Source organism: Gloeocapsa sp. PCC 7428 (assembly GCF_000317555.1).
Taxonomy (GTDB): domain Bacteria; phylum Cyanobacteriota; class Cyanobacteriia; order Cyanobacteriales; family Chroococcidiopsidaceae; genus Chroogloeocystis.
Map to the genome: position 1 here is coordinate 3,369,823 of NC_019745.1, position 16,996 is coordinate 3,386,818.

Annotated in this window: 19 protein-coding genes; 15 read left to right on the plus strand and 4 right to left on the minus strand. The window is 43.5% G+C overall.

All coding sequences use genetic code 11. The features are described 5' to 3' along the window. The first annotated feature begins 38 nt into the window (after window positions 1–38). The 3 genes from GLO7428_RS14790 to GLO7428_RS14800 all read left to right on the plus strand — a co-directional run bounded on the left by GLO7428_RS14790 (window position 39) and on the right by GLO7428_RS14800 (window position 2,956). Window positions 39–1,205 carry a Re/Si-specific NAD(P)(+) transhydrogenase subunit alpha gene (locus tag GLO7428_RS14790; protein WP_015189370.1) on the plus strand — a complete coding sequence of 389 codons (1,167 nt, stop codon included), beginning with the start codon at window positions 39–41 and terminating at the stop codon, window positions 1,203–1,205. Window positions 1,206–1,271: 66 nt separating this feature from the next. After that, window positions 1,272–1,565 carry an NAD(P) transhydrogenase subunit alpha gene (locus GLO7428_RS14795; protein ID WP_015189371.1) on the plus strand — a complete coding sequence of 98 codons (294 nt, stop codon included), beginning with the start codon at window positions 1,272–1,274 and terminating at the stop codon, window positions 1,563–1,565. Continuing rightward, a complete protein-coding gene (locus GLO7428_RS14800; RefSeq protein WP_015189372.1) occupies window positions 1,562–2,956 on the plus strand; it encodes an NAD(P)(+) transhydrogenase (Re/Si-specific) subunit beta in 1,395 nt (464 codons plus the stop codon). The genes GLO7428_RS14795 and GLO7428_RS14800 overlap by 4 nt, the downstream gene beginning before the upstream one ends. Window positions 2,957–3,263: 307 nt before the next feature. Here GLO7428_RS14800 and GLO7428_RS14805 read toward each other — a convergent pair whose 3' ends face one another. Then, a complete protein-coding gene (locus GLO7428_RS14805) occupies window positions 3,264–4,073 on the minus strand; it encodes a DUF3800 domain-containing protein (RefSeq protein WP_015189373.1) in 810 nt (269 codons plus the stop codon). A gap of 281 nt (window positions 4,074–4,354) precedes the next feature. Here GLO7428_RS14805 and GLO7428_RS14810 point away from each other — a divergent pair, with 281 nt between their 5' ends. Continuing rightward, window positions 4,355–5,929, plus strand: a complete 1,575-nt coding sequence (locus GLO7428_RS14810; RefSeq protein WP_015189375.1) for an alkaline phosphatase — start codon at window positions 4,355–4,357, stop codon at window positions 5,927–5,929. A 34-nt stretch (window positions 5,930–5,963) separates the two neighbouring features. On the opposite strand, the gene GLO7428_RS28545 is transcribed toward GLO7428_RS14810, so the two are convergent. The 3 genes from GLO7428_RS28545 to GLO7428_RS14815 all read right to left on the minus strand — a co-directional run bounded on the left by GLO7428_RS28545 (window position 5,964) and on the right by GLO7428_RS14815 (window position 7,029). Next, window positions 5,964–6,134: a hypothetical protein gene (locus GLO7428_RS28545; RefSeq protein WP_196797376.1), complete on the minus strand. Its 171-nt coding sequence runs from the start codon at window positions 6,132–6,134 to the stop codon at window positions 5,964–5,966. Window positions 6,135–6,142: 8 nt separating this feature from the next. Continuing rightward, on the minus strand, window positions 6,143–6,232 hold the full coding sequence (gene petN, locus GLO7428_RS26785) for a cytochrome b6-f complex subunit PetN (RefSeq protein ID WP_015189376.1): 90 nt from the start codon (window positions 6,230–6,232) through the stop codon (window positions 6,143–6,145). A gap of 125 nt (window positions 6,233–6,357) precedes the next feature. Beyond that, entirely contained in the window at window positions 6,358–7,029 is a 672-nt protein-coding gene (locus GLO7428_RS14815; protein WP_015189377.1) for an SDR family oxidoreductase, read from the minus strand. A gap of 129 nt (window positions 7,030–7,158) precedes the next feature. On the opposite strand from GLO7428_RS14815, the gene GLO7428_RS14820 reads away from it, so the two are divergent. The 11 genes from GLO7428_RS14820 to GLO7428_RS14870 all read left to right on the plus strand — a co-directional run bounded on the left by GLO7428_RS14820 (window position 7,159) and on the right by GLO7428_RS14870 (window position 16,858). Then, complete coding sequence (locus GLO7428_RS14820) at window positions 7,159–7,815, plus strand: hypothetical protein (protein WP_041919187.1); 657 nt, start codon at window positions 7,159–7,161, stop codon at window positions 7,813–7,815. A 155-nt stretch (window positions 7,816–7,970) separates the two neighbouring features. Beyond that, window positions 7,971–8,354, plus strand: coding sequence for a hypothetical protein (locus GLO7428_RS14825; protein ID WP_015189379.1), 384 nt, complete (start codon window positions 7,971–7,973; stop codon window positions 8,352–8,354). Between the two features lie 47 nt (window positions 8,355–8,401). Further along, window positions 8,402–10,240, plus strand: coding sequence for an ABC transporter ATP-binding protein (locus tag GLO7428_RS14830; RefSeq protein WP_015189380.1), 1,839 nt, complete (start codon window positions 8,402–8,404; stop codon window positions 10,238–10,240). A 178-nt stretch (window positions 10,241–10,418) separates the two neighbouring features. Next, complete coding sequence (locus GLO7428_RS14835; RefSeq protein ID WP_015189381.1) at window positions 10,419–10,625, plus strand: hypothetical protein; 207 nt, start codon at window positions 10,419–10,421, stop codon at window positions 10,623–10,625. A gap of 56 nt (window positions 10,626–10,681) precedes the next feature. Beyond that, a complete protein-coding gene (locus GLO7428_RS14840) occupies window positions 10,682–11,500 on the plus strand; it encodes a TlyA family RNA methyltransferase (RefSeq protein WP_015189382.1) in 819 nt (272 codons plus the stop codon). Between the two features lie 517 nt (window positions 11,501–12,017). Beyond that, on the plus strand, window positions 12,018–12,791 hold the full coding sequence (gene gloB / locus GLO7428_RS14845) for a hydroxyacylglutathione hydrolase (RefSeq protein WP_015189383.1): 774 nt from the start codon (window positions 12,018–12,020) through the stop codon (window positions 12,789–12,791). A 230-nt stretch (window positions 12,792–13,021) separates the two neighbouring features. Next, window positions 13,022–13,480 (plus strand): 50S ribosomal protein L9, encoded by a 459-nt coding sequence (gene rplI / locus GLO7428_RS14850; RefSeq protein ID WP_015189384.1) that lies wholly within the window; start codon window positions 13,022–13,024, stop codon window positions 13,478–13,480. Between the two features lie 30 nt (window positions 13,481–13,510). Beyond that, window positions 13,511–13,720 carry a hypothetical protein gene (locus GLO7428_RS14855; protein WP_015189385.1) on the plus strand — a complete coding sequence of 70 codons (210 nt, stop codon included), beginning with the start codon at window positions 13,511–13,513 and terminating at the stop codon, window positions 13,718–13,720. Window positions 13,721–13,815: 95 nt separating this feature from the next. Continuing rightward, window positions 13,816–15,171: a replicative DNA helicase gene (dnaB, locus tag GLO7428_RS14860; protein WP_015189386.1), complete on the plus strand. Its 1,356-nt coding sequence runs from the start codon at window positions 13,816–13,818 to the stop codon at window positions 15,169–15,171. Window positions 15,172–15,410: 239 nt separating this feature from the next. After that, window positions 15,411–15,857: a bacterioferritin gene (locus GLO7428_RS14865; RefSeq protein ID WP_015189387.1), complete on the plus strand. Its 447-nt coding sequence runs from the start codon at window positions 15,411–15,413 to the stop codon at window positions 15,855–15,857. A 41-nt stretch (window positions 15,858–15,898) separates the two neighbouring features. Then, window positions 15,899–16,858, plus strand: coding sequence for an FTR1 family protein (locus GLO7428_RS14870; protein ID WP_015189388.1), 960 nt, complete (start codon window positions 15,899–15,901; stop codon window positions 16,856–16,858). Window positions 16,859–16,996: the final 138 nt, after the last annotated feature.

Here is a 16,996-nt window from a genome sequence, read left to right on the forward strand (position 1 = left end):
AAGTTGCTTATTTTCGAGATTGTCAGGAAGGAGATTGCATGAGACTAGCAGTTGCAAAAGAAATTGAAGTTGGCGAGCGTCGTGTTGCTTTAGTACCGGATACTGTCGCCCGATTAGTTAAACAAGGAATTGAAGTATGGGTAGAAGCAGGTGCGGGAGAAAGCGCCTTTTTCACAGATACGGATTATGAAACCGCAGGTGCAAAAATCATTAACGACACAGACACTTTATGGCGAGAAACTGATGTTCTCCTCAAAGTAGGAATACCCAAAGAGCGCGAAGACGGACGCTTGGAGATAGATTTATTGCGTGAGGGCGCAGTTATAGTTAGCTTCTTAAATCCGTTAGGCGAACCCGCGATCGCCCAGCGTTTGGCACAAAAACAAATTACCGCGCTGAGTATGGAAATGATCCCGCGCACAACTAGAGCGCAAAGCATGGATGCATTATCATCACAGGCATCGATTGCGGGATACAAAGCCGTATTAATTGCCGCAGCAGCACTACCAAAATACTTTCCGATGCTGACAACAGCCGCAGGGACAATCGCGCCAGCTAAAGTATTTATCATGGGTGCGGGAGTTGCAGGGTTACAGGCGATCGCCACCGCCAGACGCTTGGGCGCTGTCGTAGAAGCTTTTGATATTCGCCCTGCGGTGAAAGAAGAAGTTCAAAGCTTAGGAGCGAAATTTGTCGAAGTACAACTTAACGAAGATACTGTAGCGGATGGCGGATACGCGAAAGAAGTGTCAGAAGCCGCTAAGCAGCGGACGCAAGAAGTTGTCGCCGAACACATCAAGCAATCTGACGTTGTGATTACAACCGCACAAGTTCCTGGCAAAAAAGCCCCGCTACTCGTGACGGAAGACATGGTGGCGAACATGAAACCAGGTTCAGTGATTGTCGATCTTGCCGCTGAACAAGGTGGAAACTGTGCTTGTACCGAACCAGGTAAAGACGTGCAGCGCAATGGCGTAACAATTATTGGTCCTATCAATTTACCTTCATCGATGCCCGTTCACGCCAGTCAACTGTATTCTAAAAACCTTGTTTCACTTGTTCAACTGCTGATCAAAGATGGCAACCTAGACGTAAATTTTGCAGACGATATTGTGAGTGCTGCTTGTATTACACACGCGGGTGAAATTTGCAATCAACGTGTAAAAGAAGCTTTGGCAACGTTGAGTAGTGCAACAGCTGGATAAGCGGTGATAGGTAATCAAGGCAATTACCAGTGACCAATTACCAATTACCAATCAGGAGATTTTTCAATGACAGAAGCATTACTTGCCGCTTTGTTTGTATTTGTTTTGGCATCTTTTACGGGATTTGAAGTTATTAATAAAGTCCCACCCACACTACATACGCCTTTGATGTCTGGCGCGAATGCGATTTCAGGCATTGCGGTAATCGGCGCGATTCTAGTTTCAGGTGCCAATGAAGGAAGCGTATCAGTCATTTTAGGCTTAATCGCCGTTGTGCTAGCAACCATCAACGTTGTAGGTGGTTTTCTAGTAACAGATCGGATGTTGCAAATGTTTAAGAAAAAAGAGGTGAAAGCGTGAGTGACTTTCTACCAACAGGAATTCAGTTAACTTATTTAGTCGCGGCTTCGTTATTTATTGTCGGTTTAAAGAAATTAGGTTCGCCTGCTACCGCGCGTCAAGGTAATTTCTTAGCAGCAGTCGGGATGTTGCTTGCTGTTGTGGCAACGCTGCTCGATCGGCAGGTACTAAGCTATGAAATGATTTTAGTCGGCTTGGCAGTTGGTTCGTTAATTGGGGCGATCGCGGCGCAAAAAGTAGCAATGACCGCAATGCCACAAATGGTAGGCTTATTAAACGGACTCGGTGGCGCGGCTTCTGCGCTTGTCGCCGTTGCTGAGTTTTGGCGATTAATGGGAACGTCGCAAGCAATCCCCCTCGATGCCAATATATCGATGCTATTAGATGTGTTTATCGGTGGCGTCACGTTTACTGGCAGTATGATTGCCTTTGCTAAGTTGCAAGGTTTAATCAGCGGTTCCCCTGTCACATTTCCCCTACAGCAACCGATTAATGCCTTACTTTTAGTTGGTTTTGTTGTTGGTAGCGGGTATTTATTAGTCTCCCCTGAAAATCTACCCATCTTCTTAGCAGTAGCGGGTATTTCCTTACTCCTTGGCGTATTATTCGTTCTCCCAATTGGTGGCGGCGATATGCCAGTTGTCATTTCGCTGTTGAACTCGTTATCCGGTTTAGCGGCGAGTGCAGCTGGTTTTGTCGTGATGAATAATATGCTGATCATCGCGGGTGCTTTGGTAGGTGCATCTGGGTTAATTTTGACGCAGATCATGTGCAAGGCAATGAACCGCTCATTGGGAAGCGTTTTATTTGGCTCGTTTGGTAAGGCGGGTGTCTCTGGTGGTAGTGGGACAGAAGATAAAACTGTCCACAGCATTGATCCCGAAGAAGGCGCAATGATGCTGGGTTATGCGCGATCGGTGGTGATTGTTCCTGGCTACGGTATGGCAGTCGCGCAAGCACAGCATAGCGTTCGCGAATTGGCAGATCAACTCGAAAAAATGGGCGTGGAGGTTAAGTATGCAATTCACCCCGTTGCAGGAAGAATGCCAGGGCATATGAATGTGTTGCTTGCCGAAGCGAACGTACCGTATCCGCAGTTGTACGACATGGACGATATCAATCCCCAGTTTGAGCAAACTGATGTCGCGTTGGTAATTGGGGCAAATGATGTCGTGAATCCCGCAGCGCGTAGCGATGCTGCTAGCCCAATTTATGGAATGCCCATTTTGGAAGTCGATCGCGCTAAGCACACAATCGTGATTAAACGGGGAATGAGTACCGGCTTTGCTGGAGTAGATAACGATCTATTTTACAAAGATAAAACGATGATGCTCTTTGGCAGTGCGAAAGATGTGGTAGCGAAGTTGGTTTCTGAAGTGAAGCAGCTATAAACTATCTCAATCACAACTGATAAATCTATGAGCTTGCCTTGAGAGATGAAGCCTCTTGAGGCAAGTTCTTTTATTTAAGTAGAATTACTTATGGTTATTACTATATTGTACCATTTCACTAAATGAAAACGACAAATCATTTCTCCTCTGCTCCCTATTTGTAGTAACTTCAAAGTGAAATAGTATTATACAGGTTCGCTATAGTTGACGAAAAGTTGATTAAAAGGTATATTTAAAGGTAGGCTCAGCCTAGGGGTGGTCGTAGACCGCCGCACCATTACCGCGTTTCAAGGCGGTTTTGTTGTTTTTAGGGGTAATCATCAAAGCAGTAATATTTAACTCCTAAACTATCTACAAGACTAAGTTCTAAGTCACAATCAACTAGCAACTTAGCCTTTTTAAGGCTTAAAAACGCTTGGTTATTTGGATTGGTTTTACTAGTAACAACCGGATATAAGCATAAGTCAGCAATTTGCATCACTGCATTACTCTTTTTCTTGCTATCGATTCCACGCAGTAGAGATGAAAAGTCGTTAGCAGATAGCGGAAAATATTTATTTGCTCGAATAGTATCAAAAGGGTGTCCTTGAGAGCGCAATTCATTAAAGTAGGATTTGATTAGTCTATCTTCTCTTTTTCCAGCAGCTTCAAAATAAACCATTAATGTACCATTTTTGGCAGCTACGTACTTAGCTGCACGTTCCACTAAAATAGTGAATGCACTTTTCATCATCTCCCATGTATCCTCGCCATATTTTTCTAAGTAGCGTTTCAGATAACCATGACGAGATATAACACAGGCATGAACAATAATAGGGCAACGAACGATTGTATTAGTTAAATCCTCCATGAATTGTTGATACTCTACTTCTGAAAGATTTCCTAACCAATCATAATTGTTCTTTTTAGAACGTATTTCACTCCCGTGCAAAGGTATATCTACAGCAATATTCCAACGCTGTTTAAACTCTAACACTAATGCTTCAATAATCTGTTCGTGACCTCTATTTATTAAAACACCACCCATCCCAAAAAAAGGACACTGGTCTTTTGGATTAGGTTTAGGACTACCTGAATCATCGAGGTATAAAGCAAATTCACTGTACTGTAATTTCATAAAATGGGAAATCGTAATAAATTTCTTTTTGTTTCATACTCAACAATTTCTATAAAAAACACTACACAATTTTGATTAAAGGTATAAAACAAAGCCATAGTAAAATTCTTCTCAAAGTGAAATTTTAGCTTAAAACAAGTTTAACGCTAGCTTGAACAGCAGTTAATTATCAATTGATATCTTTCATAAGAGTCTTTTACTCAGAAAAAGTTTGGTTACTTTATTAAGTCTTGGATTTTTTGAGTTACCCGACTTTAAAGAAGATATTTAGAGGAATTAATATGGCTCGTTGGGATGTGGAGCGTTTGCTGTTGACTGGGATGCAGCGGCGACGCTTGCTGATCGGTGTGAGTGCATTAACAAGTTTGGCGATCGCAAGTCAATTTTCGCGGCGAGTCGTTGCTCAACCAAAATTTTCTGATTATCCCTTCAAACTTGGTGTCGCTTCAGGAGAACCATTACCCGATGGTTTTGTGATTTGGACGCGGTTAGCACCTCAACCCCTCAACGGTGGGGGAATGCCAAGGCAGAATATTGAAGTGCGCTGGCAAGTAGCACGAGATCCCAAAATGCAGCAAGTTGTCCAAAAAGGAACGGCGATCGCAACTCCTGAACTTGCGCATTCGGTTCATGTCGAAGTGCAAGGTTTAGAACCAAATCGCTGGTATTGGTATCAATTCAAAGTAGGTAACGATACAAGTCGCATCGGCAGAACGCGCACTGCACCTGCAAGAGGCGATCGCTTACAACAACTGACTTTTGCGTTTGCTTCATGTCAAGATTGGCAAAATGGTTTTTATTCTGCCTACCGCAACATGGCGCGAGAAGAACTCGATTTTGTCGTCCATCTCGGCGATTATATTTACGAATACGGACCTGATTTTAGCAAACCACGCCAACACAACAGCGCTGAAATTATCAGCCTTGTAGATTACCGCAATCGTCATGCTTTGTACAAAACCGGATTTCACTTACAAGCGGTTCATGCAAAGTTTCCTTGGATTGTCACTTGGGACGATCACGAAGTTGATAATAATTACGCCAACTTCATTCCCGAAGACGATCAAACGCGCGAAGAGTTTATTCAACGTCGTGCCAATGCTTACCAAGCTTATTACGAGCATATGCCATTGCGTTTATCTTCCTTGCCCAAAGGTCCCGATATGCAACTTTATCGGCGTTTGACTTTTGGTGATTTAGCAGAGTTTTTTGTCTTAGATACCCGCCAATACCGCAGCGATCAGCCGTGTGGAGATGGCTTAAAACCTCGGTGCGCGGAGGCTTTGGCAGAAAAGGCGACGATGACGGGTAAAGAACAAGAACGCTGGTTATTTAAAGGATTAGAGCGATCGCCCGCGCGTTGGAATGTGATTGCCCAACAAACAATGATGGCTCAATTTGACTTTGATGCGCGTTCAGATAGTGAAACGTTTAACCTCGATCAATGGGATGGCTACGTTGCCGCACGCGATCGCCTGTTTCACTTCATCCAACAACGCAAAGTGGCTAACCCTGTTGTGATTACAGGTGACATTCACTCTAGCTGGATACACGATCTCAAAGCCGACTTTAACAATCCTGCTTCACCTACCATCGGTACAGAATTTGTCGGAACTTCGATTACTTCGGATTTTCCTACGCAGTTTATCGCCCCAGTCACCGCAGCTTTAGCCGATAATCCACATACTAAGTTTTTCGACGGTGCTTTTCGCGGCTACGTTCGCTGTCAACTTACACCTAAACAATGGCGTAGCGATTATCGAGTTGTTTCATCAATTCTCGACCCACAAGCTCCAGCGAGTACGCTAGCGTCGTTCATTGTCGAAAATGGACATCCAGGCGCTCAAAATGCATAAAGATAATATTTTGTCAAGAGGGTAAGGCGATGCTTTACCCCTTTTTGCGTTTGTATCTACCTGAGGTGCGGTTTTCGCGTTTTTCTTTATCTTGGCGACGGCGATCGCGCCAATCAGCAGCTGTTAAGTACAAAACACCTCCGGTTACTGCAACCAGTAACCCAAAGGCAATTAAAACAAGAACATTAAGTGCTGTCGTTTCCACTTGAGCTTTTACAGTCCGTTACGACCCCAAACTACCATTGCAATTGACCATGTGAATGTAACAAGCAGCGTAACCCAACCAAGTGTCAGAATTTCCATAGCCGTGTATCAAGCAAGTAAATCAGTCTTAAAAATTATCATACTGCAAGATCGTCACTAGAAGATGAAGCGTTAGAGAAACCTATGAAGATAGGTTTCGTTTGTGTAGCGGCAATTTCAATCGCTCAGCTTACATCAAATTCAACAAAATCAGGTTGACCGTACATCATTTGGCGATCGACAGCAGAGAGAATTTTATTATTCGCCTTTTCCGAATTAAGACAGCGACAGACAAGTTGCGCGACATCAGCGCGGTAAATTGTCCCAGCAACGCGCGGATCTTCAGTAAGCACGCCATTACCTGTTGCAGGTTCTGATTTTAAACCACCTGGGCGAATGATTGTATACGTCAGTCCACTGTTGATCAAATGCTGTTCAGCTTTTTCCTTTTCAGCTAATACAGAACCTAATGTCGCCAAAGCTTGGGGTGGTAAAGCTTGCGCGCTATCGCCGCTACCAATCGAAGAAACTAAAATAAATTTCTGTACTCCAGCTTTGACGGCTGCATCGATGAGGTTTTTATTGCCTAAATAGTCTGCGCGATCGCCATCTTTGGGTAAACCACCGATCGTACTAATCACTGCTGTGATTCCTTGTGTTATTGCACTTTCTACATCACTAACACGCAACGCGTCGCCTAAAATAACCTCAATCCCCATTGCTTCTAAATCTGCACGAGTCGCCTCGCTGCGCAGTAAAGCCTTTACCTTTAATTGTTGTTGCGTCAAATAATGCACAATTTCTCGACCAACGCCACGGCTGGCTCCCGCAAGAAAAATGTAGGATGGATTTATCATGCTCAGTTTTGTTGGGTAATGGGTAATGGGTAACAGGTAATGGGTAATGAATCGGAACTATGACCAATTATCAATTACCAATGACCAATCACCAGCCTTTTAGTTATGTTCGTTTTCACTCGCTTACTTATGAGTAGAAAAATGATTTTATGGGTGCTTTGGGCAGCATTTATTATTTATGTGCTGTTTTTTGCACCACCGTTGCATCTACAAGAAACCTTAACACTGTTAATCAATATTCTGACGTTGCAGTGGACAAAGGTGAATCCAGTCATTTTATCGTTGTTTTCGCTCATTGGTGTTTGGGTATTTATTTATAGCTGCGTTTTATTTTTTGATGGCAGAATGCAGAAAATTCCATTTTGGGCTTTTGCACTCGCGTCACTTGGTACAGGTGTGATCGGATTAATTCCTTACTTAGCCTTACGCGAAGCGAATCAAGAATTTACTGGTGCTAAAGATCCGTGGTTACAGTTGCTAGACTCGCGTAGTACTGGTGTCGCTGTGACGATATTTACGCTTGGTTTAGTCGCTTTTGGTTTAGTTGCTGGCGATTGGGGAGATTTTGTGCAGCAATTTTTGGGCGATCGCTTTATTCATGGTATGAGTCTAGCGTTTTGTGTGTTTGCGGCGTTGTTTCCTACCGTACTTGGTGACGATATGGCGCGTCGCGGTTATTCTAGCAATTCACAACTTTTCTGGGTATTTGCGCTTATTCCTTTATTTGGTCCGCTTGCTTACCTTTGCTGGCGTCCGCCTTTACGCGATACCGTTGCATCGATTTAGTACTTGCGTACTATTAAAATAGAATGAAGAAGGGCTAAGAGCTAAAAGTCAGGATTCATAGAACAATCTATTTTGGTAGAAACGACGCGTCAGTTTAAGTTCTATCTAAAAAACGCTGACCTCTGACTTCTTTATTATTCAGGGAGAACATCACTATGGCAATTGCAGATTTACGCAAAAGCGACATGATGGCGCATCTACTTGATGCATTAGACGCGGGTAAGGATATTGGTCATTACGGTAGATTAGTGTTTGCGATGGTAGCGCGGCACTTTTTAAGCGAAAAAGAGTTAATCGAATATCTACAAAAAGATCGCGATTTTAGTGCAGAAGACGCGCGATCGCTTTATCAACAAGTGCAAGGTAAAGACTATAATCCCCCGCGCCGCGAAAGAGTATTGGAATGGCAACAACAGCAAGATTTTCCAATTTGCCCCAATCCTGACGATCCTGATGCTTGCAACGTTTACAAAGATTTGCAGTTTCCTGAAGAAGTTTACGAGCACATATCAGAGTACCACGAGCAAAAGGAAAGTTGAGTAGCTGGGGTTAGTAAAAAGAGTGAGTTTCCCGTATTTGATCGTAGATGAAAAGTTATCCGCAGGGAATCGCACTCCCATTGCAGCAAAGCTTGCGACAAATATTCGCAATATTTCGTTATAGTAGACGGGCTATCGAACTTGTATGGACAACTAGCCGCGTTCTCACAGTTGTTCTTGCAGTATTTACTTTAACAGCAGGTTTACTTCCTGCGGCGATCGCCTACATTGGTAAGTTGATTGTTGATGCGGTTGTTATTGCCTCGCAGTCAGGAGTAGAAAATAATCGGGCGATCGCATTAGGCTATTTAACATTAGAAGCCATACTAGTCGCCTTACTCGCAGGTAGTCAACGCGGATTGAGTATTTGTCAATCACTTTTACGCGTGTTGTTAGGGCAACGAGTTAATGTTTTAATTTTAGAAAAGGCTTTAACCCTCGATCTTGCTCATTTTGAAGACTCCGAATTTTACGATAAGATGACGCGGGCGCGGCGCGAAGCATCAAGTCGTCCGTTGTCACTTGTGAGCCGAACATTTGGTATCGTTCAGGATAGTCTTGCACTCGTTACCTACGGTGGTTTGCTGCTGCAATTTTCGCTGTGGGCGTTGTTAGCACTCGTTTTAACAGCAATCCCAGCATTCGTTGCAGAAACAAAATTTGCAGGCGAAGCATTTCGCTTATTTCGCTGGCGCGCACCAGAAACGCGAGAACAGCATTATTTAGAAACATTAATTGCGCGTGAAGATTTTGCGATGGAGGTGCAGTTGTATCAACTAGGACCCATGTTGCTACAACGCTACCACAATATTTTTAATCGCCTATACCGTGAAGATCGCAATTTAACTTTACGCCGAGGTGTGTGGGGTTACGCATTAGGTTTACTCAGTAGTGCGGCGTTTTATGCAGCGTATGCTTGGATTGTGATAGAAGCGATCGCCGGACGCATTTCGCTTGGTGATATGACGATGTATCTCGTTGTGTTTCGCCAAGGACAAACAACGTTCTCGTCAGCACTTACTTCATTGGGAGGAATGTACGAAGATCAATTGTATCTATCTAATCTCTATGAGTTTCTCGAACAAGACATTCCCACACCACGCGGTAACGCCACCCAAGGAACCTCACCGCAAGATGGTATTCGGTTTGAGAATGTGACTTTTACCTATCCAGGAAGCTTGCAACCTGCTGTAAAAAACTTGTCGTTGCATCTTAAACCAGGTGAGAAACTTGCGATCGTCGGTGAAAATGGTTCGGGAAAAACGACTTTAATCAAGTTATTAACCCGCCTTTACTCTCCAGATTCAGGACGAATTCTGCTTGATGGCTTAGATTTACAAGAATGGGATATCAAAGTATTGCATCGGCGAATTGGCGTGATTTTTCAGAATTTCGTCCGCTATCAATTCACTGTCGGTGAGAATATTGGTGTCGGAGATGTTCAACACTTAGTTGAAGAACCACACTGGCATATTGCCGCAGAAAAAGGCATGGCGCAACCTTTTATCGAGCAAATGGCAGATAAATTTTACACGCAGTTAGGACGTTGGTTCAAAGGCGGTCAAGAACTTTCTGGCGGACAATGGCAAAAAATTGCGCTGTCGCGGGCTTTTATGCGGACGCAAGCAGATATTCTTGTCTTAGATGAACCTACCGCAGCCATGGACGCGGAAGCTGAAGTATTAATCTTCCAGCGATTTCGCACGCTTAGTAAAGATAAAATGGCGATTTTAATTTCACACCGTTTCTCAACTGTCCGTATGGCAGATAAAATTATTGTTCTTTCTGGTGGAGAATTAATCGAACAAGGAACGCACGAGGAATTACTTCAAGCCCAAGGGCGCTACGCCCGACTTTTCTCGCTACAAGCGGCGGGGTATCGGTGAAGAGGAAGCAGAGGAGATAGAGAGTTATGAGTTCTCGTTGTTGAGTGTTGAGTTCTGAATGAGACGATTTAACTCAAAACTCATCACTAACCACTAGCAAAAAGTAAAGAATTTCTAAGAAGACCGATATTTTAACGAAACTAGCGTCAAAATCAATGGCAAGTATTTTGATGTTGCCATGATGGTCAATTCTGCGCAAAACTCAAATCAATCAGCGGAAGTGCTGCTAACAGCGGCGGAACAAGATCTTATTGAGCAAATGCAATCGGAGTTAATATCGTTGACGCGTGTTACTCCTAATGAAACGATGGATTGGCAGCAATTTCCGTTTGGGACGAACTGGAGTAGTACTTGGGAAGGAGAAATCTACCGTAACCTTTGGTAGAACTCGATAAGCATTAAAATAGACAAAGCTTATATATAAATGCTTTGTAATTGGTCTTGGCTAAACAACGACTTGACACGCTACTCGTAGATTTAGAACTTTGCACTTCTAGACAACAAGCCCAACGCTTAATTCGCGCTGGCGAAGTTTTTGTAAATCAACAAGTTGTTGATAAGCCTGGTACTGAGGTTGAGACAACAGCAGTAATTCATATTAAAGCGCGATCGCCTTATGTTTCACGCGGTGGCGAAAAGCTTTTCAAAGCCTTAACTGAATTTGATATTTCAGTCACTGGGCGTGTTTGTATCGATGGCGGAATATCGACTGGCGGTTTTACCGATTGTCTCCTACAAGCTGGAGCAAAACGCGTTTACGGAATTGATGTTGGCTACGGACAAGTTGATTGGGGTTTACGCAACGATCCGCGTGTTGTTTTGAAAGAACGAACCAACTTACGCTATCTGCAACCAGCGCAACTATATCAAGAAGGTGACGCTGCGGCTGATTTTGCGGTAGTTGATGTATCTTTTATTTCTTTAACTAAGATTCTACCTGCTTTGTGGGAATTACTACAACCCCCACGCGAGGCAGTTTTACTCGTTAAACCGCAATTTGAAGCGGGGCGATCGCACGTTGGAAAAAAAGGCGTGGTACGCGATCCAGAAGCCCAAGCTGAGGCAATATTTCAAGTACTACAAGCCGCACAACAAATGAGTTGGCAATATCGCGGCTTGACTGTCTCGCCGTTGCTTGGTCCTGCTGGTAATATTGAATACTTATTGTGGTTAGGAATGAGTAGTCACACTCTACCACCTGATTTTCCTCAGATTATTCAGTTTGCCCAGACAGTCCGCGCACAATTCGCCACTAAGTAAATCGACTTTTTATCGACTAAATACCAACTCATTTCTAAATCTTATACACAACAGGACTCACGCAGTTGAATCTATTTTGCTCCCCTAGCCCCAAACACAAAAGTTTCATCCTTATCTTCTCCCCCATGCATTGGGGGAGAGTGAGAGGGGGCGGGGGGAATCTGAGTTGAAGTCCCCCATGAGTGGGGGATTTAGGGGGCAAGTGCGTAACTCCTAACACAAATTAAAACAGCGTTGCTGCGTAACTGCTTACCACGAACAATATTGTCATGATACTTGAATATTCAAACACAGATTTCCATTAAATTTTAGTTTTCTGGTAATACTTGAAAAATTGCAAGTTTCAGTAAATTACAGTAATACTTTTGGCGCATCTATAATCCTCACTTATGATGATGTTTAATCATTAGAAGCGGGTATAAATTCTAAAATATTTAGATTCTTAATTAAGTATTTCTATTCAAGAAAAATTATTCAGATTAAGTTATTAATTTAAAGAGCAGTAGAAGCACAAGCAATGGAAGTCATCAGAATTTCGGCACTTTATGATAATTACATTTTTTTGCTGCATGAACCCATGCAAAATATAGCTGCGGTTGTAGACCCAGCAGAAGCAGAACCAGTACTAGAACAGCTAGAGCAACTAGGCGCGGAATTAGTAGCAATTTTTAACACGCATCATCATAACGATCATGTAGGTGGTAATCGCAAATTAATTCAGCGTTTTGGAAGTGTTACAGTGTATGGTGGCGAGAAAGATCGCGGCAGAATACCAGGACAGCAAGTTTTCTTAAAAGAAGGCGATCGCGTTGACTTTGGCGATCGCAGCGCTGAAGTTATTTTTGTCCCAGGACACACTCGCGCACATATTGCTTACTACTTCCCGCCAGAAACACCAGACACCAACGGAGATTTATTCTGTGGTGATACATTATTTGCTGGGGGATGTGGTCGCTTATTTGAAGGAACTCCAGCACAAATGCTCGATTCTTTGACAAAATTAAGAGCTTTACCAGACAATACGCGCGTGTGGTGCGCTCACGAATATACTTTAAAGAACTTGCAATTTGCGCTGACGGTAGATGGTGGAAATCCCGAATTACAGGCTCGTTATGAAATAGTCAAAGCAGCACGCAATCGTTTGGAAGCTACAATACCTTCGATGTTGAACGTTGAAAAGCGTACAAATCCTTTTCTACGCTGGAATCAACCTGAGTTACAATCAGCAGTGCAAAGCAACGATCCACTACAAACTTTTGCACGCTTGCGCGGAATGAAAGATCAGTTCTGAGTGAAGAAAGGCAGAAGGCTTTGCTGTTCTAGACCGATTACTCCTGGTATCTTCATCGTTTGAAAGACATTTTGCATGAATACGATCCTATTGCTGTCGATTAACCAGACGTAGTACGATATACGGTTGCGATCGCTTGCTACATTTCGTTACGATTATAGATTCTGACCAATTTTTTGACTAAACATTCGCAACGATACCAACGTAATTGAACCACTACAGGAAAGATCATGGCAAAACGCGTGCAATTAGTTCTCAATCAGGATGTTAGCAAGCTAGGAAAATCTGGAGATTTAGTAGAAGTTGCACCAGGTTACGCTCGCAACTATTTGCTTCCCCAAAATCTTGCAATGCAAGCAACTCCAGGGATTCTCAAGCAAGTTGAGCGCCGACGCGAAAAAGAACGTCAGCGTCAAGAAGAATTACGTCAACAAGCCCTAACCCAGAAAGCAGCATTAGATAAAGTAGGGCAATTCACAATCGCGAAGCAAGTTGGTGAAAAAGACGCTATTTTTGGTACTGTAACCGCTCCCGAAGTCGCAGCCTTAGTTCAAGCAGCAATCGGTCAAGAAGTAGATCGGCGCGGGATCACTTTACCAGATATCAGTAAAACAGGTACTTACACCGCTGAAATTAAACTTCATCCAGAGGTAACAGCAGAAATCCAAATTCAGGTTGTACCAGAATAAAGAAGAGGTCAGGGTTCAGAGGTCAGGGTGATGTTTGCACCAAAGGTCTATGTAATTCCCGTTCATGAACGAGAAATACGCAAAAGTTCTTCCCTGCACTTAACGCGTCTTGGCTTACTACCTGATGAAGATCAACCCCAACTTGAAACGGTATTAGCCCACGCAGGTGGGCTTAGTCTGTCAAGCAGCGACTTCAGTCGCCAGGCTTTTCATAAATGTGTAGCGCGTAACCCTATTTAGGACAATCAAGGCAAGCGGAAAGAGAGATAATAGACACAGGATTTCATTCTTCTTGCCCTAACCCTAACCTCCGACCTCTGAACCCTGACTGCTTTATGACTCAACAACTGAGTTTTCAAGATAATATCGGCAGCTTACCTCCACAGAATATTGATGCCGAAGAAGCCATTTTGGGAGGGATTTTACTCGACCCTGAAGCAATTAGCCGTGTAAGCGATCGCCTTGTCAAAGAAGCTTTTTACATCAGCGCCCACAGGGAAATTTACGAAGCCGCCTTCAGACTCCACCAGCAGGGAAAACCGACGGATCTTCTCAGTCTATCCGCATGGTTAGCAGACCACGATTTACTATCTCGTATCGGCGGGAGAAGCAAACTTACTCAACTTGTAGACCGCACTGTATCAGCCGTTAATATTGATGTCCTAGCAATGCTAGTCATGGACAAATTTCTGCGGCGCAAGTTGATTGAATCGGGTAATGAAATTGTCCAGCTAGGCTATCAAACCGATGTTGAGTTAGCAACAGTTTTAGACCGCGCGGAGCAAAAAGTTTTCAGCATTACGCAAGAACGTCCGCAAAAAGGTCTTGTCTCAATTTCAGATACGCTGATTGATACATTTCAGGAACTCGAAAGTCGCGACCAAGGACAAACCCTACCAGGACTATTGTGCGATTTTTACGACCTTGACGCGCTTACAGGTGGTTTCCAACGTTCTGATTTAATCATCCTTGCAGGACGCCCAGCGATGGGGAAAACGGCGCTAGCACTGAATATTGCTAAAAATATTGCGGCTCGCTACGAACAATCTGTCGCGGTTTTTAGCTTGGAGATGTCTAAAGAGCAATTAGTACAACGACTCTTAGCCAGCGAAGCCGGAATCGAAAGTCATCGGATGCGCGCGGGACGTATTAGCCAAAATGAGTGGGAACAATTAAGCCGTGCGTTTGGGAATTTATCTGAATTACCGATTTATATCGACGACACCGCAAATATGACGGTGATGGAAATGCGATCGCAAGCCCGACGGCTGCAAGCTGAAAAAGGAACCGAGTTAGCGTTGATTTTAATCGACTACTTACAACTGATGGAAGGTAGTAGTAGCGACAACCGCGTTCAAGAATTATCGCGAATTACGCGATCGCTTAAAGGTATGGCAAGAGAACTCAAAGTTCCCGTAATTGCGCTATCGCAATTAAGTCGCCAAGTAGAAGCACGTACAAATAAGCGACCCTTACTCTCAGACTTACGCGAATCTGGCTCGTTAGAACAAGACGCGGATTTAGTTTTAATGATTTATCGCGATGATTACTACAATAGCGATACTCCCGATCGCGGTATTGCCGAAGTGATTGCAGCAAAACACCGTAATGGTCCCACAGGTACTGTAAAGTTATTATTCGACCCGCAATTTACGAAATTCAAGAATTTAGCCAAGCCTCCAAGTTACTAGACAAGGCTCAAAGAAACTCCTTGGCGCATAAATCTACGCGTAAAGCACGCCTTACCCCCACAAGACTCTTATTTTAGTGTGCGCAGGCACACTTCGTTTCGGTAGCCCTGACTTCAGTCGGAGCGCATATTTTTCCATTCCCAAACAGAAAGTAAATTTAGTGAAATATCGCAGTCAAATTCGTTAAGATTTGAAATGGCTAATTACGCTACAAATCAAAATTGGAAGATAACTAAAAAATGCGCGATCTTGACCAGAAAAAAACGATTGATATATTAAACTCGATCATGGAATTTGAACTTGCGGGAGTCGTGCGTTATACCCATTATTCCTTAATGGTGACAGGACCTAACCGCATTCCCATCGTGGACTTTTTCAAGACACAAGCAAACGAATCACTAACACACGCACAACAAGTAGGCGAAATCCTTACAGGCTTAGAAGGACACCCAAGCCTGCGCATCGCACCAATGGAAGAAACATACAAGCATTCTGTGCGAGATATTCTTGAAGAAAGTTTGAACCACGAAAGAAAGGCTTTGGAGTTATACAAAAATCTCCTAGAAACCGTAAACGATGCGAGTGTTTATTTAGAAGAATTTGCCCGCACAATGATCGGACAAGAAGAACTGCACAACATTGAAATTAAAAAAATGTTGCGCGACTTTAGTGGTAGTGCTGTGTAAAAAAGCAGTTGCTAGTCACGAATCACTAACTATGTATCTTTATGAGTCTTAGTGCTGCGTTACCAACATTTGTTATTACCCTCCGTGAAGGAGTTGAAGCCGCCTTAGTCGTAGGAATTGTTCTCGCGTGTCTCAAAAAAGCACAGCAAACTCATTTAAATTCTTGGGTTTATGCCGGTGTAGGCGCGGGAATAGGTGCGAGTGCATTAGTCGGTTTGCTGTTTAGTTGGGTTATTCCGGCAATCAGTGCTGCAAATCCTAAGTATACGCCTGTTATCAAACCTTTGTTGGAAGGAAGCTTCAGCGTTGTCGCCATTTTCATGCTGAGTTGGATGCTCATTTGGATGACACAGCAGGCGAAGCATCTCAAAGCCGATATTGAAGGAACACTCGCCAATACTTTGCAACAAAATCAAGCAGCGGGATGGGGTGTCTTCAGCTTAATCTTCATCGCAGTGCTACGTGAGGGCTTTGAAACGGTTGTCTTTATCGCTGCCAATTTTCAACAAGGCTTATTTCCGGCTTTGGGTGCAGTTTTGGGCTTAGTAGGTGCTGTGTTGATCGGCGTGATGCTATTTAAGTGGGGCGTCAAGATTAATATCCGCCGCTTTTTCCAGGTAATGGGCGTTTTGTTACTTTTAATTGTTGCCGGATTAGTGGTATCAGCATTAAAGCATTTCGATGCCGCTGCTGCAACGCTTGCAAGTATGGATCGCAGCTTGGAATCACTCTGCTTCTATCACGATCAGTTTGCTAAAAATCCTTCTTGTATCTTAGGACCAAGAGTGTGGGATACTTCGCACATTCTGCCCGATAACCAATTTCCTGGAATAGTTCTCAAAGCACTATTTGGCTACCGACAAAATCTCTTCTTGGTGCAAGCTATTGCGTATGTTGTCTTTTTAGTAACGATTGGTGGTCTTTACTTCCGCAGTTTAGGCGAGGGATCTCAAAAAATGAGTACTACAGCGCAAAAATCTGCAAGTTCGCAGCCAGATTAATTTGCAGTAACACTCGCTCAATTTAATTATCAGGAAACTGGAGGTAAACTACGCAACTGACGAACAGCATTGATACAAACTAAACAATCACAACCAAATAGCCTAACGGCTGCATCACTTTCTTCGTCAGTGAATGCA

Excerpts from the sequence above, each read along its gene's own strand:
- GLO7428_RS14790 (WP_015189370.1), top strand. The coding sequence starts at position 39 with ATGAGACTAGCAGTTGCAAAAGAAATTGAAGTTGGCGAGCGTCGTGTT.
- GLO7428_RS14795 (WP_015189371.1), top strand. The coding sequence starts at position 1,272 with ATGACAGAAGCATTACTTGCCGCTTTGTTTGTATTTGTTTTGGCATCT.
- GLO7428_RS14805 (WP_015189373.1), bottom strand. The coding sequence starts at position 4,073 with ATGAAATTACAGTACAGTGAATTTGCTTTATACCTCGATGATTCAGGT.
- GLO7428_RS14810 (WP_015189375.1), top strand. The coding sequence starts at position 4,355 with ATGGCTCGTTGGGATGTGGAGCGTTTGCTGTTGACTGGGATGCAGCGG.
- petN (WP_015189376.1), bottom strand. The coding sequence starts at position 6,232 with ATGGAAATTCTGACACTTGGTTGGGTTACGCTGCTTGTTACATTCACA.
- GLO7428_RS14815 (WP_015189377.1), bottom strand. The coding sequence starts at position 7,029 with ATGATAAATCCATCCTACATTTTTCTTGCGGGAGCCAGCCGTGGCGTT.
- GLO7428_RS14820 (WP_041919187.1), top strand. The coding sequence starts at position 7,159 with ATGAGTAGAAAAATGATTTTATGGGTGCTTTGGGCAGCATTTATTATT.
- GLO7428_RS14825 (WP_015189379.1), top strand. The coding sequence starts at position 7,971 with ATGGCAATTGCAGATTTACGCAAAAGCGACATGATGGCGCATCTACTT.
- GLO7428_RS14830 (WP_015189380.1), top strand. The coding sequence starts at position 8,402 with ATGAAAAGTTATCCGCAGGGAATCGCACTCCCATTGCAGCAAAGCTTG.
- GLO7428_RS14835 (WP_015189381.1), top strand. The coding sequence starts at position 10,419 with ATGATGGTCAATTCTGCGCAAAACTCAAATCAATCAGCGGAAGTGCTG.
- gloB (WP_015189383.1), top strand. The coding sequence starts at position 12,018 with ATGGAAGTCATCAGAATTTCGGCACTTTATGATAATTACATTTTTTTG.
- rplI (WP_015189384.1), top strand. The coding sequence starts at position 13,022 with ATGGCAAAACGCGTGCAATTAGTTCTCAATCAGGATGTTAGCAAGCTA.
- GLO7428_RS14855 (WP_015189385.1), top strand. The coding sequence starts at position 13,511 with ATGTTTGCACCAAAGGTCTATGTAATTCCCGTTCATGAACGAGAAATA.
- dnaB (WP_015189386.1), top strand. The coding sequence starts at position 13,816 with ATGACTCAACAACTGAGTTTTCAAGATAATATCGGCAGCTTACCTCCA.
- GLO7428_RS14865 (WP_015189387.1), top strand. The coding sequence starts at position 15,411 with ATGCGCGATCTTGACCAGAAAAAAACGATTGATATATTAAACTCGATC.
- GLO7428_RS14870 (WP_015189388.1), top strand. The coding sequence starts at position 15,899 with ATGAGTCTTAGTGCTGCGTTACCAACATTTGTTATTACCCTCCGTGAA.